Source organism: Bradyrhizobium sp. USDA 4502 (genome assembly GCF_054063355.1).
The window spans coordinates 1624633-1641271 of sequence record NZ_JBSSGF010000001.1 but is presented as its reverse complement, the minus strand read 5'-3'; the positions used below and the strand labels follow the sequence as shown (position 1 = coordinate 1641271).

The 16639-nt window shown below is 66.5% G+C and carries 12 protein-coding genes; 1 reads left to right on the top strand and 11 read right to left on the bottom strand.

The window, feature by feature from the left end:
• Positions 1 to 119: 119 nt before the first annotated feature.
• From ACVW1B_RS07270 to ACVW1B_RS07220, 11 genes are all read right to left on the bottom strand, one after another.
• Positions 120 to 3077 carry a bifunctional [glutamine synthetase] adenylyltransferase/[glutamine synthetase]-adenylyl-L-tyrosine phosphorylase gene (locus tag ACVW1B_RS07270; RefSeq protein ID WP_456821431.1) on the bottom strand — a complete coding sequence of 986 codons (2958 nt, stop codon included), beginning with the start codon at positions 3075 to 3077 and terminating at the stop codon, positions 120 to 122.
• The gene (locus ACVW1B_RS07265; RefSeq protein ID WP_438079628.1) at positions 3074 to 4528 is read right to left on the bottom strand and encodes an ATP-binding protein; all 1455 of its coding nucleotides are present in this window, start codon (positions 4526 to 4528) and stop codon (positions 3074 to 3076) included. The genes ACVW1B_RS07270 and ACVW1B_RS07265 overlap by 4 nt, the downstream gene beginning before the upstream one ends.
• Positions 4512 to 5192 carry a response regulator transcription factor gene (locus ACVW1B_RS07260; protein WP_028331552.1) on the bottom strand — a complete coding sequence of 227 codons (681 nt, stop codon included), beginning with the start codon at positions 5190 to 5192 and terminating at the stop codon, positions 4512 to 4514. The genes ACVW1B_RS07265 and ACVW1B_RS07260 overlap by 17 nt, the downstream gene beginning before the upstream one ends.
• A 265-nt stretch (positions 5193 to 5457) precedes the next feature.
• Positions 5458 to 7044 carry a Do family serine endopeptidase gene (locus ACVW1B_RS07255; protein WP_057020253.1) on the bottom strand — a complete coding sequence of 529 codons (1587 nt, stop codon included), beginning with the start codon at positions 7042 to 7044 and terminating at the stop codon, positions 5458 to 5460.
• 171 nt (positions 7045 to 7215) lie between these two features.
• Positions 7216 to 7722: a cytochrome c-type biogenesis protein gene (locus ACVW1B_RS07250; RefSeq protein ID WP_456781078.1), complete on the bottom strand. Its 507-nt coding sequence runs from the start codon at positions 7720 to 7722 to the stop codon at positions 7216 to 7218.
• Positions 7722 to 9704 carry a heme lyase CcmF/NrfE family subunit gene (locus ACVW1B_RS07245; RefSeq protein ID WP_456821430.1) on the bottom strand — a complete coding sequence of 661 codons (1983 nt, stop codon included), beginning with the start codon at positions 9702 to 9704 and terminating at the stop codon, positions 7722 to 7724. The genes ACVW1B_RS07250 and ACVW1B_RS07245 overlap by 1 nt, the downstream gene beginning before the upstream one ends.
• Positions 9701 to 10198, bottom strand: coding sequence for a cytochrome c maturation protein CcmE (gene ccmE, locus ACVW1B_RS07240; RefSeq protein WP_253609480.1), 498 nt, complete (start codon positions 10196 to 10198; stop codon positions 9701 to 9703). The genes ACVW1B_RS07245 and ccmE overlap by 4 nt, the downstream gene beginning before the upstream one ends.
• A 59-nt stretch (positions 10199 to 10257) precedes the next feature.
• Entirely contained in the window at positions 10258 to 11397 is a 1140-nt protein-coding gene (gene ccmI / locus ACVW1B_RS07235; RefSeq protein WP_456821429.1) for a c-type cytochrome biogenesis protein CcmI, read from the bottom strand.
• Positions 11398 to 11773: 376 nt separating this feature from the next.
• Complete coding sequence (locus ACVW1B_RS07230) at positions 11774 to 13168, bottom strand: hypothetical protein (RefSeq protein ID WP_057020248.1); 1395 nt, start codon at positions 13166 to 13168, stop codon at positions 11774 to 11776.
• 358 nt (positions 13169 to 13526) lie between these two features.
• Complete coding sequence (locus tag ACVW1B_RS07225) at positions 13527 to 14903, bottom strand: ATP-binding protein (protein ID WP_456821428.1); 1377 nt, start codon at positions 14901 to 14903, stop codon at positions 13527 to 13529.
• A 292-nt stretch (positions 14904 to 15195) separates the two neighbouring features.
• Positions 15196 to 15858, bottom strand: a complete 663-nt coding sequence (locus ACVW1B_RS07220; RefSeq protein ID WP_016841655.1) for a response regulator transcription factor — start codon at positions 15856 to 15858, stop codon at positions 15196 to 15198.
• A gap of 172 nt (positions 15859 to 16030) precedes the next feature.
• Here ACVW1B_RS07220 and ACVW1B_RS07215 point away from each other — a divergent pair, with 172 nt between their 5' ends.
• Entirely contained in the window at positions 16031 to 16630 is a 600-nt protein-coding gene (locus tag ACVW1B_RS07215) for a VanZ family protein (RefSeq protein ID WP_210263074.1), read from the top strand.
• The last annotated feature ends 9 nt before the right edge of the window (positions 16631 to 16639 follow it).

Genomic DNA, 16639 nt, shown 5'->3' with positions numbered 1-16639 from the left:
GTCACCCTGAGGTGCGAGCGGAGCGAGCCTCGAAGGGTCGACGGCCCGACTGTGGCCGTGCATCCTTCGAGACGCGCTACGCGCTCCTCAGGATGACGGGATTGAGATCGTAGCTTCCCCTACCCTACGATCGCGTTGAAGACGCGGCGCACCTCGCTCTGGGTCTCGCGCAGGCGGGCTTCCAGTGCGGAGAAGTCCGGCGTGTCCCCGGCCCGCGCCATCACGCGCAGCAGGTCTTCGCCCGCGCTCTCCGGATTGAACTTGCCGGTGACGCAGAGCCGCAGGATCTGCGTCAGGTCATGATAGAGCCGCGCCGCCGAGCGCAGGATCTCCGCCTCGGACTGGCCGAGCAGGCCGAGCTTGGCGGCATTGTCGAGCACCTGCAGCGTCGAGACGCTGAGGATTTCCGGCTTCACCGCGGCATGCGCGAGCTGGAGATATTGCGCGATGAAATCGATGTCGACGAGCCCGCCGGCGGCGAGCTTGAGATCCCAGACGTCGTCCTCGCCCTTCTCCAGCGCGATCGCGCGCCGCATGTCGGCAACGTCGGCCGCGGTCGACGCCGCATCGCGCGGCCGGGTCAGCACGCTGCGGATGATCGCCTCGATCTTCTCACGGAATTCCGGCGACGACGAGATCACGCGGGCGCGCGTCAGCGCCATGTGCTCCCAGGTCCACGCCTCGCGCTCCTGGTAGTCGGAGAACGAATCGATCCGCGAGGCGACCGGGCCGGCGCGCCCCGACGGGCGCAGCCGCATGTCGACCTCATAGAGCACGCCGTAATTGGTCCGGGTCGTGAAGGCGCTGATCAGGCGCTGGGTGAAGCGGGCAAAATACTGCGCGCCATGCAGCGAGCGCTCGCCGTCGGAGTCCGGCGCCTCGCTGTCGAAATCGTACAGCAGGATCAAATCGAGGTCGGAGGACGCCGTCATCTCGCGGCTGCCGAGCCGGCCCATCGCGATGATCGCGGTCTCCTGCCCCTTGATCCGGCCATATTGCGCAGCGAACTGGTCGGTGACGAGGCCGTGCACGGTGTGGACGATCCCCTCGGCCACATCGGCAAAGGCGGTGCTGGCGTGCTGCGCCGATACCGTGCCGGACAGGATCCGCGTGCCGATCAGGAACAGGCTCTCCTGGCCGAACAATCTCAGACGATCGAGAAAATCCTCGTAGGACGAGGCATCCTGCAGCGTGGCGGCGAGCCGCTCCGACAGTTCCTTCTTGTCCGGCATTGCGCCGAAGAAGCGCGGATCGACCAGGCCGTCCATGATCTGCGGCTGCCGCGCCAGCATGTCGCCGAGCCGCGGTGCCGCGCCGAGGATCAGCGCCACCAGCGCAACGAAATCGCGGTTCTGGCTAAGCAGCGAGATCAGCCGCCCGCCCCGCTGCAGCGCGCCGAGGAAACGGTCGAACGCCGCCACCGCATCGTCAGGCTCCTCGGCATGCGCGAGGCCGTCGATCAGGCCGGGAATGAATTCCAGGAACGCGGCGCGCGTCGCCTCGACGCGCAGCGCGCGATAGTCGCCCTCGATCCATTGCTGCACGGTGCCGGCAACCGCAATGGGCTTCTTGAAGCCGAGATTGGCGAGATGTTCGATCAGGCGGGCGTCCTCAGGTCCGGCGCCGTAGTCGATATCCGGCAGCTTTGCGGTGCCGGTCGGATCGTCGCCCTCGAACAGCTTGCCATAGTGGTTCTGCACGATCTTGAGCTGGCCGAGCAGGTCTCTGGCGAAGGCCTCGCGATTTTCGTAGCCGAAGAAATGCGCAAAGCGCTCGACATCCTCAGGCGCTTCGGGCAGCGAATGGGTCTGCTCGTCGGCGATCATCTGCAGCCGGTGCTCGACCCGGCGCAGGAATTCATAGGCCGTCGTCAATTCGTCGCGCGCTTCAAAGGTGATCCAGTTGCTGTTGGCGAGCACGTTGAGCGCCTCCAGCGTCGGCCGCACCCGCAACTCCGGATGGCGGCCGCCAGCGATCAGCTGCTGGGTCTGGGCGAAGAACTCGATCTCGCGGATGCCGCCGCGGCCGACCTTGACGTTATGGCCCTCGACCGAGATCTCGCTCTGGCCGCGATAGGTCTGCATCTGCCGCTTCATGTCGTGGACATCGGCAAGCGCGGCAAAATCCAGATGCTTGCGCCAGACGAACGGCGCGAGCTCGGCGATCAGGGCCTCGCCGGCCTTCGGATCGCCGGCACAGGGCCGCGCCTTGATCATCGCGGCGCGCTCCCAGGTGCGTCCCTCGCGCTCGTAATAATGCAAAGCCGCGTCGGTCGAGATCGCGACCTGGGTCGAGGCCGGGTCCGGACGCAGCCTGAGATCGACCCGGAACACATAGCCGTCGCCCGAGCGCTGCTGCAGCATCCGCGCCATCGCCTGGGTGACGCGCACGAAGAACGGCTGCGGCTCGATGTCCTCGGCGAGCGAGGTGGCCGCGCGATCGAAGAACACGATCAGGTCGATGTCGCTGGAATAGTTCAGCTCGCCGGCCCCCATCTTGCCCATCGCGAGCACGATCAGGCCCGAACCTGCTTCGGGGTGATCGGGATCGGCCGCGGTCATCCGGCCGCGGGCCACTTCCTGCCGGAACAGATATCGCAGCGCCGATTGCACCGAATTCACCGCGACGTCGGTCAGCGCCGCCGTCACCCGCATCACCGGCCAGACGCCGCCGATGTCGCACAGCGCGATCATCAGCGCGGCCTCCGCCTTCATGCGGCGAAGCAGAACCATCACGTCGGCCTCGCTGCCGGCGGCGAGCACCTCGCGCGACGTCGTCTCGATCAGGTTGGCCAGATGCGACTCCGGGTCGCATGACAGGATCCGGATCAGCCGCGCGGCGTCGGCACGCGCGAGCTCGAACAGGTAGGGCGAGAACTCGGCGATGCCGCGCAGGATGTCGCGTGCGAACGGATGTTCAAGCAGCGCATTGAGCGCGGCCAATTGCGCCGGCTCGAGCTCGGCGAACCAGTCGGTCAGGCGCTGATCGGCGGATGTGGGCGCGGCGACACGCGGTCCGTCCGCGAACCGCGCGGCCAGACCATGTCGATCCGCGTTTCCCGGCGCGGCGGCATTCATGCCGCCTTCTGTGGCACATCCTGCGTTTGAGCCGCAAGCCTGTCACTGCCGCCCGCCCGCGCGGGCAGCACCAGGGTGGCGACCAGCCCCGGATGGGCATCGCCGAGCCTGAGCTCGCCGCCATGAAGCGTGGCGACCGCCGAGGCCAAGCTGAGGCCGAGACCGGAACCGGGTAAGGTCCGGCTCGCCTCGAGCCGGACGAAGCGCTCGACCGCGTGCTTGCGATCGGCCTCGGGAATGCCCGGACCGTGGTCGGTGACGCTGAGCAGGACCTGGTCGCCCTCGCGCCGCGCCTCGATCAGGATCTCCCGCGCATCCGCATTGAGCGGCTGTGCGCTGACGTCGGGCTTGCCGTATTTGATGGCATTCTCGACCAGGTTGGCGACCGCCTGGCTGATCAATTCGCGGTTGCCGTGAATCGGCGCCGGCACGGTCTTCACCTGCAGCGTCATGCCGTCGTCCTCGGCCAGCGGCTCGTACAGTTCGTGGATGCCGTTGGCGACATCGGCACCGTCGAAATCGTCCATGTTGCCGCGCGCCTGGCCGGACTCGGCACGCGCAATCATCAACAAGGCGTTGAAGGTGCGGATCAGCCCGTCGGATTCCTCGATGGTCCGCTCCAGCGCCGCGCGATAGTCGGCCTCGCAGCCCGACCGCGCCAGCGCCTCCTCGGCGCGGTTGCGCAGCCGCGTCAGCGGCGTCTTGAGGTCATGGGCGATGTTGTCGGAGACCTCCTTCAGCCCCGTCATCAGCGCCTCGATGCGCTCGAGCATGGCATTGAGATTTTCCGCCAGGCGATCGAGCTCGTCGCCGCTGCGGCCGACCGGCAGCCGGCCGGACAGATCGCCCGCCATGATGCGCTTGGTGGTTCCGGTCATGGCGTCGATCCGGTGCAGCACGCGGCGGGCGACGAAGATACCGCCGCCGATGCCGAGCACGACGACGACGAGGATCGACCATTGCGCGGCCTTGGCGACGATGCCGAACAGCCGCCGCCGTTCCTCGAGGTCGCGCCCGACCAGCAGGCGGAAGCCGTTGTCCATCTGGGTGACCCGCACCAGCGCGCGGTGATCGGTCTTGTCCTGGTCATCGAGCCGGCGATAGGCGGTCTCGGTCCAGCCCTGCGTGCTCATCACGCCCGGCGCCAGCGCGCCGACATTGCCGGCAAGCATCTGCCCGTTCGGCGCCGTCACCAGATAGAGGTTGGCGCCCGGCCGCAGCGCACGATTGCCCATGGTGCCCAGCAGGCCGCGCAGGCCGCGGCGGTTGTAAATATCGGTGATCTCGCTGATCTCGACATTGACCGTCGTCGTGATCTGCTCGGTGATCAGCCGCCGCGTGTTCCATGCGAAGTAAGCCAGCAGCGAGGCGGCGAACAGCGCGAACAGGAACAGGTAGACCAGCGTCAGCCGAAACGCCGTGGTCCGGATCAGTTTACCGAATGCCGTCACGGATCATATACCCCGCGCCGCGGATGGTATGCAGCAGCGGCCGCTCAAAACCCTTGTCGATCTTGGAGCGCAGCCGCGAGATGTGAACGTCGATGACGTTGGTCTGCGGATCGAAATGATAATCCCAGACATTCTCGAGCAGCATGGTGCGCGTCACCACCTGCCCGGCATGCTTCATGAGATATTCGAGCAGGCGGAACTCGCGCGGCTGCAAGGTAAGCTCGTCCTTGCCGCGGGCGACGCGATGGGACAGCCGATCGAGCTCGAGGTCGCCGACCCGGTAGGTCGTCTCCTCGGCCGGGCCGACATTGCGCCGCGACAGCACCTCGACGCGCGCGAGCAGCTCGGCGAAGGAATAGGGTTTCGGCAGGTAGTCGTCGCCGCCGGCGCGCAGGCCCTTGATGCGGTCATCGACCTGGCCGAGCGCCGAGAGGATGAGTACCGGCGTCCGGTTGCCCTTGTCGCGCAGGCTGCCGATCAGCGACAGGCCGTCACGCTTCGGCAGCATGCGATCCACAACCAGCACGTCGTAGTCGCCGGACTCGGCCATCGACAGCCCTTCCTCGCCATCGGAGGCGAGATCGGCGATATAGCCGACTTCGCGGAATGCCTTGACCAGATAGTCGGCTGACTCACGGTCGTCTTCGATGATCAGGATGCGCATTTGCGGAGCGATTGCGGTCACGGGAATTGGCCCTCTGTCAGCATGACGCGGCCGGCCTGCACATGCAAGACGACCGCGCATATTCTCGATTGCTTGAAAAAAGTGGGCGGTGAAGCTGGGGGACCTCACCGCCCTGAGACCTTCCGACAGAGGGGGGCATATTCCATCGAAAGGCAACGTAGGGAGCGAGCAAGGGGCCCGCCCCCCGGAAAGCGCCGTCGGCGGGGGCGACTGATGCCGGCGACGCCTTCCAACTCATAGATAGTTATCCCTTCGCCAGCGGCACTGCCACAAAGCGCGACGAACCGCCGCTCTTCACGCGCATGAGAACGCTGTTCTTGCTGTCATTGCGCGCCGCGGTGATCGCATCCCGCACTTCACCGGCGGTGCCGACGGACTTGCCGGCGACCTCGAGGATCACGTCGCCTTCCTTGAAGCCCCGCTCAGCGGCAGCACTCTTGGGATCGACTTCGGTCACGACCACGCCATCCTTGCCGGCGCCGGCCACGCTGTTGGCGGGCGCGACGGTGAGGCCGAGCTTCGGCACGTCGGTGCCGCGGGACGAATTGCCCTTGTCGCTCTTGTCGGTGTCAGCCTTGGCTTCCAGGTTGTTCGGCAGCTGGCCGAGCGTGAGGTTGACGGTCTTGTCCTGACCCTTGTGCAGCACGTTCAGCTTCACGGCGTTACCGGGCGCGAGGCCACCGATGGTGCGGGCGAGCTCGCGCGCATCCTTCACCGGCTCGCCATTGACGGCGGTGATGACGTCACCGGATTCGATGCCGGCCTTGGCCGCGGGGCCGTTGGCCTGCGGTTCGGCAACCAGCGCGCCTTCGGCCTTCTTCATGCCGAGGCTGTCGGCGATGTCGGAGGTCACCGGCTGGATCTGGACGCCGATCCAGCCACGGCTGACCGCGCCCTTGTCCTTCAACTGGGCGACGACGCTCTTGACGGTCTGGGCCGGGATCGAGAACGCGATGCCGACGCTGCCGCCGGACGGCGAGTAGATCGCCGTGTTGACGCCCATCACCTCACCGGACACGTCGAACGCCGGGCCACCCGAATTGCCCTTGTTCACGGGCGCATCGATCTGGATGAAATCGTCATACGGGCCGTTGCCGATGTCGCGGCCGGAGGCCGAGACGATGCCCGCGGTCACGGTGCCGCCGAGGCCGAACGGATTGCCGACCGCCAGCACCCAGTCGCCGATGCGCGGCTTGGTTTCGGAAAGCTTGGCAAACTGGAAGTTGGAGCCGCCCTCGACCTTGATCAGCGCGAGGTCGGTGCGCGGATCGGTGCCGATCACCTTGGCGGAATAGGTCTTGCCGTCGTCGGTGGTGACTTCGACCTTGTCGGCGCCGTCAACGACGTGATTGTTGGTCACGGCAAAGCCGTCAGCCGAGATGAAGAAGCCGGAGCCCTGGCCCGTCACCACGCCACCGCCACGCGGTCCACCGCGCAGACCCGGGGGCAAGCCATCCGGACCGCCGAAGCGGCGGAAGAAGCGCTCCATCGGCGAACCCGGCTGGAACGGCGAATCGTCATTGTTGTTGCTGTCATCCTTCGCGACCTTCTCGCGAATGTTGACCTTGACCGAGATCACCGACGGTTTCACGCGCTCGACGATGTCGGCAAATCCGACCGGCTGCTGAACCTTCTTGACCTCGTTGTTGACCTGCGCATGCGCGGGCGTCGTGAACAGGTCGGCGGGGTTGTGCGAGGGGCTGAAGCCATAGGTGGCGGCACCGAGGCCGGCCACGACCGACGCCATCAGCGCGAGTTTGCGGGCAGAGAACAGCGAGCGCTTCGGCGCCTTGTAGGACGGAAGGGTCGAGAGGTCGGGACGGTCGGTCATGTCTTGAAATCTCCAGGGCCAGAATCATTGGTGCCGGGGGCGAGCACCTGATGGGTCTGAACATGGGGTCATCAGCCTTACGGCGCGCTGGCTGCGGAATTAAACTTTTGTAATCGAGGCGGCCGCCGCTGCGGCAGAATAGCGCAGGTAAATAAAGGACTTAAAAGGGAACTAAAGCGGCTTGTCCGGCGCGGATTCCGCCGCCAGCAGCCGTTCCAAGCGCGCCTGCTCGTCGGACGTCAGTCCGGCGGCGGAATCGCCCCCGCCCGCGGCCGGATTTGCCTTGCGCCGGCCGAGGCGCCAGAGCGCAAAGCCGCCCAGCAGCAACGCCAGCGGCGGGGTCAGCCACAGCAGCAGCGTGTGCTCGTTGAGGCGCGGCTTCAGCAGCACGAATTCGCCGTAGCGCGCCACCAGGAAATCGATCACCTGGCCGTCGCTGTCGCCGGCCGAGATGCGTTCACGCACCAAGAGACGCAGGTCGCGCGCCAGCGGCGCCTCCGAATCGTCGATCGACTGGTTCTGGCAGACCATGCAGCGCAGCTCCTTGGAGAGCTCGCGCGCCCTCGCCTCCTTGGCCGGATCCGCCATGACCTCGTCGGGCAGCACCGCCCGTGCGGGCATCGCCCCGAGCATCAGGGCCGCCGCAAGCACGGCGGCTGCAAGCGCGCGCGACCGCATCACTCGGCCGCCTGCAATGCGCGCGCCGCTTTCGCTGGCTTCGGCGCGCCGACCCGCAAGCGGCGGTCGGACAGCGACAGCAGACCACCGAACGCCATCAGCACCGGGCCCCACCAGATCATCAGCACCAGCGGCTTGTGATAGATGCGCACCGCGATCGCGCCATCGGCCGAGGTATCGCCGAGCGAGATGTAGAGCTGGCTGGCGCCGCGCGTCATCAGCGCGGCCTCGGTCGTCGAGGCGCCGCGGGTCGTGAAGTTGCGCTTCGACGGCGTCATCACGCTGACCTTGTCGCCGTCACGCGTCACGGTGAATTGCGCGACCATCTCGCGGAAGTTCGGCCCCTGCCGCGGGTTCAGGCCGTCGAGCCGCAACTGGTAGCCGGCGACGCGGGCGACGTCGTCGGGCTTCATCGCGCCGATATATTCGCTGTTCCAGGTGGTCTCGCAGACGATTCCGATCAGCGCGACGCCGAGACCGGCATGCGCAAACGCAGTCCCCCAGGTCGCACGCGGCAAGCCGCGCGCCCGGCGCAGCGAGAGCGACAGCGGAATCCGGAACAGCGCGATGCGCTCGGCGAGATCGCACAGCGCGCCCATGATGACGAACACTGCCAGCCCGATCGCGAGCGGCGCCAAGGTCGCGCCGCCATAGGTCCACGCCAGCACCAGCGCCATCGCAACCAGCGCGACGATGCCGGCCACCATCAGCCGCTGCGCCGCGCCGAGCAGATCGCCGCGCTTCCAGGCCAGCAGCGGCCCGAACGGCACCGCGAGCAACAACGGCACGAACAGCGGCGCGAAGGTGAAATTGAAGAACGGCGCGCCGACCGAGATCTTTTCACCGGTGAGCACCTCGAGCGCCAGCGGATACAGCGTGCCGATGAACACGGTCGCGCAGGCGGTGGTGAGCAGCAGATTGTTGAGCACCAGCGCGCCTTCGCGCGAGATCGGTGCGAACAGCCCGCCCTGCTTCAGCGCCGGCGCGCGCCAGGCATAGAGCGACAGGCTGCCGCCGATGAAGACGAACAGGATCAGCAGGATGAACACGCCGCGTGTCGGATCGGTCGCGAAGGCATGGACCGAGGTCAGAACGCCGGAGCGCACCAGGAAGGTGCCGAGCAGCGACAGCGAGAAGGTCAGGATCGACAGCAGGACGGTCCAGACCTTCAGCGCATTGCGCTTCTCCATCACCAGCGCCGAATGCAACAGCGCGGTGCCGGCAAGCCACGGCATCAGCGATGCGTTCTCGACCGGATCCCAGAACCACCAGCCGCCCCAGCCGAGCTCGTAATAGGCCCAGTAGGAGCCCATCGCGATGCCGAGCGTCAGGAAGATCCAAGCCATCAGCGTCCACGGCCGCACCCAGCGCGCCCAGGCGGCGTCGATCCGTCCCTCGAGCAGCGCCGCCACCGCGAACGAGAACGAGATCGAGAAGCCGACATAACCGAGATAGAGCATCGGCGGATGCACCGCGAGGCCGATATCCTGCAGCACCGGATTGAGGTCGCGTCCCTCCAGCGGCGGATTGGCGATGCGCAGGAACGGGTTCGAGGTGATCAGGATGAACAGATAGAACGCGCTGGCGACCCAGGCCTGCACCGCCAGCACATGCGCACGCAGCGACAGCGGCAGATTGTTGCCGAAGGCAGCGACGAGGCCGCCGAACAGCGCCAGGATCGACACCCACAGCAGCATCGATCCTTCATGGTTTCCCCACACGCCGGTGATCTTGTAGAGCAGCGGCTTCAGCGAATGCGAATTCTCGTAGACATTGGCGACCGAGAAATCCGAGGTGACGTGCAGCGTCACCAGCGCCGCGAACGACGCCGCAACGAACAGCAATTGGGCGAGCGCGGTCGAGCGCGCGACGTTCATCAGCGCCGCATCGCGCCAGCGCGCGCCGACGATCGGCACGATGGACTGGATCAGCGCCAGCCCGAGCGCGAGCACCAGGGCGTAATGTCCACTTTCGGCAATCACCGCACGGCTCCCTGGGTCGGCGCCGCGGAGGCGCTCGGCGTATTGCCTGATTTGGCACCGTAATCGTCCTTCCAGTGGCCCTGCTTCTTCAAGGCGTCGGCGACGTCCTTCGGCATGTAAGTCTCGTCATGCTTGGCGAGCACGGTGTCGGCGCGGAACACGCCGCTGGCGTCGAGCGCGCCTTCGGCGACGACGCCCTGCCCCTCGCGGAACAGATCCGGCAGGATGCCCTTGTAGGCGACCGGCAGCGTCGCGCCGCCGTCGCCGACGGTGAAGGTCACGGCGAGATTGTCGCCGCGCTTGAGCGAGCCCTGCTCCACCAGGCCGCCGAGGCGGAAACGCTTGCCCGGACCAAGATGCTTTTCGGCGACCATCGACGGCGTCGAGAAGAACACGATGGAATCGCGCAGCGCGTTCAGCACCAGGCCCGCGGCGATCGCGAGCACGACGAGCGCGCAGCCGATCAGTGTCAAACGCCGTTGCTTCCTGGTCATGTTCCATCCTTGCGCATGACATCCTCCGAAAACCGCCGCGCACTTTTCGGCGTCATGCTCTATCCATCCAGCCCGAGATTCTTCAGCCCCTCATTGAGCTGACGCAACCGGTCCGCATCGTTGGCGACCGCCTGACGGGCATCCGCGAGCGCGCTCATCGCCTTGTCGCGCTCGCCCATCACGAGATAGGCGCGGACCAGCCGCAGCCAGCCCTCGACGTCGTCGCCATTGGTCTTCAGCCGCGTCGCCAGCCGATCGACCATGCCTTTGATCATGGTGCCGCGATCGGCCTCGCTCATGTCCCTGGCCGCAGCCACCGCACTGTCCGGCAGCGCCGGTGCGCTCACGCCACCGGGTGCGCTGACGCCGCCGGGCACGCTTCCGCCCACCCGCACCAGCGCGGCCTGCACCAGCGGCAGCCACGGCGCGTCCGCCGGCGCCTTCGCCAGCATCTTCTGCCAGAGCGCAGCGGCATCAGCCTTGCGGCCGTCCTGCTCGGCGGCGAGACCGAGGAAATAGTTCGCCTTTGCATCGTCGCCGTTCAGCGCGACCGCGCGCTCGAATTCCGCCTTGGCGTCCGCGGTGACGACGCCGCCGGCAGTCCCCATCAGCGCCTCGCCGAGGTCGGCGCGGCGATCGGCGCTGTCGCCGGCATAGGTGATGGCGTTGCGATAGGCGCGGACGGCGTCATCGTAGCGGCCGAGGCGCGACAGCACCGGGGCCAGCACCGTCCAGCCGCGGCCGTCGGTCGGGTTCTTTTCGAGATGCGCCTCGACCTGCGCGACCAGATTGGTGAGCGGCTGGTTGGCGTCGGCCACCCGGCCGCGCTCGGCGAGCGGAAAGTCGCCAAGCCGCGGCGAGCCGAGCGCGAGATAGAAGCTCGAGGCAATCACCGGCAATCCGACCAGGCCGACGATCGCGGCAGTGCGCCGCAGATTGAGGTTGCCTTGCACCGGGGTCTCACGTCCGCCCTGATCGGCGGCGGCCAGCAGCCGGCGGCTGATCTCGACCCGTGCGGCATCGGCCTCGGCGGCACCGATGATGCCGGCGGCCATGTCGCGGTCGATTTCGGCGAGCTGGTCGCGGTAGACCACGACCTCGCTGCCGCCGGTATCCGCGCGCCCGCGGCGGCTGAGCGGCCACAGCACGGCAAAGATCGCCGCGACCGTCATCAGCGCGAACACAAACCACAGCGTCATCAAGCGGTTCCCGGATGGAACGGCGACTTCCGGCAAGCCGCCTTAGAATCGCTTTACACTACCGGCGGCGAGCCCGGCAATTGACAATTGCTGGATCGGCGGAACGTCGAAATCAGGCGGTTTCCGGTGCAGTTCCGGCGGTATTGCAACGGTGTTTCCGGGCGAGGGCGCGCACGACCAAAATATCGAAAACAACCCCATGCAAGGGAGCAGGCTTCCAACAGCGCTCGATTGACACAGCGCTCGATTGACGGTTGACACGTCGGGCAAATCAGTGCCACACTTCCATTATTCCGAAATTGTGCAATGCTGATGGTCCCGCCTTGGCGGGCTCGTCGGCTTGTCGTCGAACATGCTCGCGAATTGCGCGATCTCGCTACCCCGCGCGCGACGACTTGCGCTCGCCGGTCACGGCGTTTTCGGCGGCCCGGTTCATCAGCGAGGCGTAGTCGTGGCCGAACAGCACCTCGCAGAAGCGGATCGCGGCCTTGACCTGCTGCTGGCGGAACGCCCGGACCCGGGCGTCGCCGCCGCGCAGCGACTGCACCAGCCCTTCGGTCGACTGCTCGACATAATGTTGCAGGTCGGAGAAAGTCCGCAGCGTCACCTCGTTGATGGCGAGCTCGCTGGCATAGGTGCGGCACACCGCGACGAAATCGATCAGCGCCGCGGCATCCTCGACCTCGGTCGCATCGATCTTGGCCCCTGCCGTAATGTCCTTGTCGGCGCGCTGGCGCAGGATGCGGCGGACCCGGCCCGGCACGCTGTCGATCTCCGATTGCAGCGCGTTGGAAGTATCGGCGCGGACCGAGGTGAGCTGGCGGCCCCAGGTGGAATCGTTGCGCAGATCGAGCTCGGTGCGCAGGCCGCGGACGCCGTCATGCAGGGTCTTGAGCTGCTCGCCGACATAATCGAAATGCCCGCGCCTGATGTCGGTGCGCAGGCAGGCCGCGACGAACGACAAATCATGCAGCGCGATGGTGACCGCGATGCCGTAAGGCGTCGCCGCAACCCGCAGTTCGTCGTCGGAGGCCGCCATCTTGATGGCGAGACGGATGATCTGCCATGGCGCGGCGAGCCGCTGCGCAATCAATGACAGCGCAAACGGCAGCAGTTGCGGCGTCTGCAACGACGGCAGCTTGAGCGCCTCCATCGCGGAGGCGATCTGGGAATCGGCAAACACCCGGATCTGGCTCGGCAGCCGGCTTCCCAGGGTTTCCAGCGCTTCGCGGGCCTGCAGAACGAGGCCGATCGGCAGCAGGTCCTCGACCACGTTTGGCGGGCCGACCCGCGACAGCGCGCGCTGGCGGTCGTCCTGGCTCGGCGCCGCGATCTTGAGGATGGCGTCCGCGGCGGCAAGCTGGAACTTGCGCGCGGCGGCCTCCATCGGACCGCTCTCCGTGGCCGCGGCCAACGCCGCCTCGAACGCGCGAGCCGCTTCGGGCGCGCCCTCGCGGGCCAGCCATTGCCAGATCGGCAGCAGCGAGGCGCGCCGGATCTGGCCCGCTCGCGTCGGGAAATTGGTCTCGGCGAGGAACGGCTCGAGCGGCCGGAACAGGAGCCGCGCCGGGTCGTCGCTGCGCGGCTGGATCTGCTCGTCCTCCTCGGCCCCGCGCACGATCTTGCGCAGCTGCTCGAGGACCAGATTGGCGACGGCGACGTCATCGCCGCGTTCGACGGCGCGCTCCAGCTCACGCATCAGCAGCGCCTGCGATTGCGGCGGAAGCTGCGCGAGATAATCCCTCAGCCGCTCGGTCGATTTCTGGCTCATGCCCGGTCGTGAAAGCTTGGTGCCCGGCAAGCGCCGCAGCCCGTCCGCCCGCAATGATAGCGGCGGGCGCGTTAAGAAGCCGTTTAGGAAGAATGACGGCGCCGAGCCTCCCAAGGCCGACTAGAGCGAGATGGGTTTAGGTCGGATGGCGACCGCGGCGGCGCTGCGCTCCCTCGCCCCGTTCTTACGGGGAGAGGGTTGGGGTGAGGGGCCGCCTCCGCGTATCGGGTGATAGCTGCGTTTACGGAGACTCCCCCCTCACCCGGAACGCATCTAACGATGCGTTCCGACCTCTCCCCGCGCGCGGGGCGAGGTGAAGCGGAATCTGCCGCTCGATTCAGAGTAAAGTCATCTTGCACTACACCGCCGGCAGCGTGAGCTCGGCGCGCAGGCCGCCGATCGGCGCGTTGTTCAGGGTGAGATTGCCGCCATAGAGGCCGGCGAGATCGGTCACGATCGACAGGCCGAGCCCGGAGCCGGGTTTCGACTCGTCGAGCCGCTGGCCGCGCCGCGACACCTGGGCACGCTCGGCTTCCGAAAGGCCGCGCCCGTCGTCGTCGACCACAATGCGCAGCCTCGGCCCGGCGCCCGAGGCCTCGGGCGGGACCACGGTCACCTCGACGAACACCTGCGAAGCCGCCCATTTGCAGGCGTTGTCGACGAGATTGCCGACCATCTCCTCCAGATCCTGCCGCTCGCCGCGAAACCGTGCCGCCGGATCGGCCTTCGCCTCGATCGAGAGGTCGCGATCGCGATGGATCTTCTCCATGGTCCGGCGCAGCGCCTCGATCACAGGTGCGACGTCGGTGATGGTGCTGATGATGGTGGCACGGGCGGCGATCCGCGCGCGCTCGAGATGGTGCGCGACCTGGTCCCGCATCAGATCGGCCTGCTCCAGCACCTTGCTGGCGAAAGGATCGGCGGTATGCGCGGCCGCCTCGTTCACGATCACCGAGAGCGGCGTCTTGATCGCATGGGCGAGATTACCGACATGGGTGCGCGAGCGCTCGACGATCTCCCGGTTGGCATCGATCAGCGCATTGGTCTCGCGCGCCAGCGGTGCGATCTCGACCGGAAACCGGCCCTCCAGCCGCTCGGCGCGGCCGGAGCGGATATCGGCAATCGCATCCGAGATTCGCTTGAGCGGCGCGAGACCGTAGCGCACCTGGAAGATCGTGGTCAGCAGCAGCACGATGCCGAGCGCGGCGAAGGTGCCGCCGAGATAATAGTCGAAGCTGCGGGTCTCATCGAAGATCTCGGTGGCATCGCCGGCGACGCTGACCAGGAACTTGCCGTCGGCGCCGAGATCGACCGGCCGCTCCACCACGCGCAGGCTCTGGCCTTCGGGCCCGTCGACATAGCCGAGCCGGACCCCGGCGGCGGTCAGCTCGGCGCCGTGCTCCTCGAGCTTGGGCAGCTTCTTGTCCCACAGCGAGCGCGAGGCGCGGGTCTCGCCCTTTTCGGTATCGGTCCGGGTGATCTGCCAGTACCAGCCCGACAATGGCAGGTCGAACAGCGGCTCGCCCAGCGACTGGAACTGGCGGTCCGCCGGCTCGTCCGGCGTCGCCACCTCGGCGATCAGGGTGCGCAGATAGAGATTGAGCCGGCGGTCGAAGGCGCGCTCGGTCGCGTCGCGATAGACCGACGACAGGATGACGCCTGTGATCGCCAGGATCACCACCACCCAGGCGGTCGCCGAGACGAACAGGCGTGTCGCGAGCGAGCTGCCGCCCATCAGGGCACGAGCTCGAACATCGCGTCAGCGGGCCGCGACAAGGCGAGTTCAGACATGGCGAATCCAGTCCTCCTGGCGCGGATCATGCCAATGCCCGCATCGCGATCAAGCACCTTAAGAGCATGATCCGATTGAATAGGACATGCTCTTATCCCATTGTTTGGTCCGCGCTTTCTTCACGCGAACGAACCGGCATCCACTTCGCTCGAAAATGCTTCAAGAGCATGATCTCCGCGCAAACGCTTCGCGTTTGTCGCAGGGAAAACCGCTGCGCACTTTTCCGGATCATGCTCTAGGTCGGCGGCGAAAGCATGTAGCCGAGGCCGCGCACGGTCTGGATGATATCGACTTCCAGCTTCTTGCGAATGCGCCCGACGAACACCTCGATCGTGTTGGAGTCGCGGTCGAAGTCCTGGTCGTAGAGATGCTCGACCAGTTCGGTGCGCGAGACCACCCGCCCGGTGTGGTGCATCAGATAGTCGAGCAGATTGTACTCGTGCGAGGTCAGCTTGATCGGATTGCCGTTGACGGTGACCCGCTTGGTCCGGGTGTTCAGCGCCACCGGCCCGCAGTTCAGTTCGACCTGGGCATGCCCGGTCGCGCGGCGCAGCAGCGCGCGGATCCGCGCCAGCACCTCCTCGAGGTGGAAGGGCTTGGCGACATAGTCGTCGGCGCCGGCGTCGAAGCCCTGAACCTTGTCGCTCCAGCGATCTCGTGCGGTGAGGATCAGCACCGGCATCACCCGCTTGTTCCGCCGCCAGGCCTCGAGCACCGAGATACCGTCCATTTTCGGCAGGCCGATATCCAGCACCACCGCGTCGTACGGCTCGCTATCACCAAGGAAATGCCCCTCCTCGCCGTCGAACGCGCGATCGACCACATAGCCGGCGTCCGTCAGCGCGGTGGTGAGCTGGCGGTTTAGATCCGGATCATCCTCAACGACGAGCAGACGCACTTTGGCCTCCGAGAGTGAGCATTACGACATTCCGGCACCAAATGAGGCTTCCCGCCGTGAACGGCTTATGAATGGACCCGCAAGGCGTCGCTAATTTTTTCGTCAGGTGCACCATCCGGGGAACCCGCGCAAGCACCCCTGGTTCCCTCCATGAGATGCGCGCGAAGTGAGATTGGGTTTCAGTTTAGGGTATTTTAATACCATAAACTTGAAAGCAATTGTTGCTGGCAACCTTCCGGCGGACCGGAGCGCGGACAACATGTCGGGTCATTTGCAGCCGACCGGCAAGTTAACCTTCGACGACCATTTTCATGTCGCTGACACCGGCGATGCGCTAATTCAACGGCGGCGCGCCCAGCGCATATGGACCGGGAAGAACGCGTTGCTTGTTTCAAAGATACGGAGGTTCGGCGTGATTGCAGGCTGGCTTGCGCTTGCGCTCATCGCCTTCGTGACACTGTCCCCGATCCAGGACCGTCCCTCGCTATTCCATCCGCAGATCGAGCATTTCGCGGCGTTCGCCGTGATGGCGCTGGCCTTCGTGCTGGGCTACCCGCGGCGCACCGCGCTGATCGTGCTCCTTGTCATCTTCAGCGCGTTCACGCTCGAAGCAATGCAATTCCTGACACCGGATCGTCACGGCCGCCTGATCGATGCGATCGTCAAGGTGGCGGGGGGTCTCGCCGGCATCGGCGTCGGTCGCTTCATGCTGCTCGTGCTGCGTAACCAGCTCGGCCGGCTGAGGTCGGGCGTGGAGCAGTCCGCGAACTGAGCGGCCGGC

Excerpts from the sequence above, each read along its gene's own strand:
- ACVW1B_RS07270 (WP_456821431.1), bottom strand. The coding sequence starts at position 3,077 with ATGAATGCCGCCGCGCCGGGAAACGCGGATCGACATGGTCTGGCCGCG.
- ACVW1B_RS07260 (WP_028331552.1), bottom strand. The coding sequence starts at position 5,192 with ATGCGCATCCTGATCATCGAAGACGACCGTGAGTCAGCCGACTATCTG.
- ACVW1B_RS07255 (WP_057020253.1), bottom strand. The coding sequence starts at position 7,044 with ATGACCGACCGTCCCGACCTCTCGACCCTTCCGTCCTACAAGGCGCCG.
- ACVW1B_RS07250 (WP_456781078.1), bottom strand. The coding sequence starts at position 7,722 with ATGCGGTCGCGCGCGCTTGCAGCCGCCGTGCTTGCGGCGGCCCTGATG.
- ccmE (WP_253609480.1), bottom strand. The coding sequence starts at position 10,198 with ATGACCAGGAAGCAACGGCGTTTGACACTGATCGGCTGCGCGCTCGTC.
- ccmI (WP_456821429.1), bottom strand. The coding sequence starts at position 11,397 with ATGACGCTGTGGTTTGTGTTCGCGCTGATGACGGTCGCGGCGATCTTT.
- ACVW1B_RS07230 (WP_057020248.1), bottom strand. The coding sequence starts at position 13,168 with ATGAGCCAGAAATCGACCGAGCGGCTGAGGGATTATCTCGCGCAGCTT.
- ACVW1B_RS07225 (WP_456821428.1), bottom strand. The coding sequence starts at position 14,903 with ATGGGCGGCAGCTCGCTCGCGACACGCCTGTTCGTCTCGGCGACCGCC.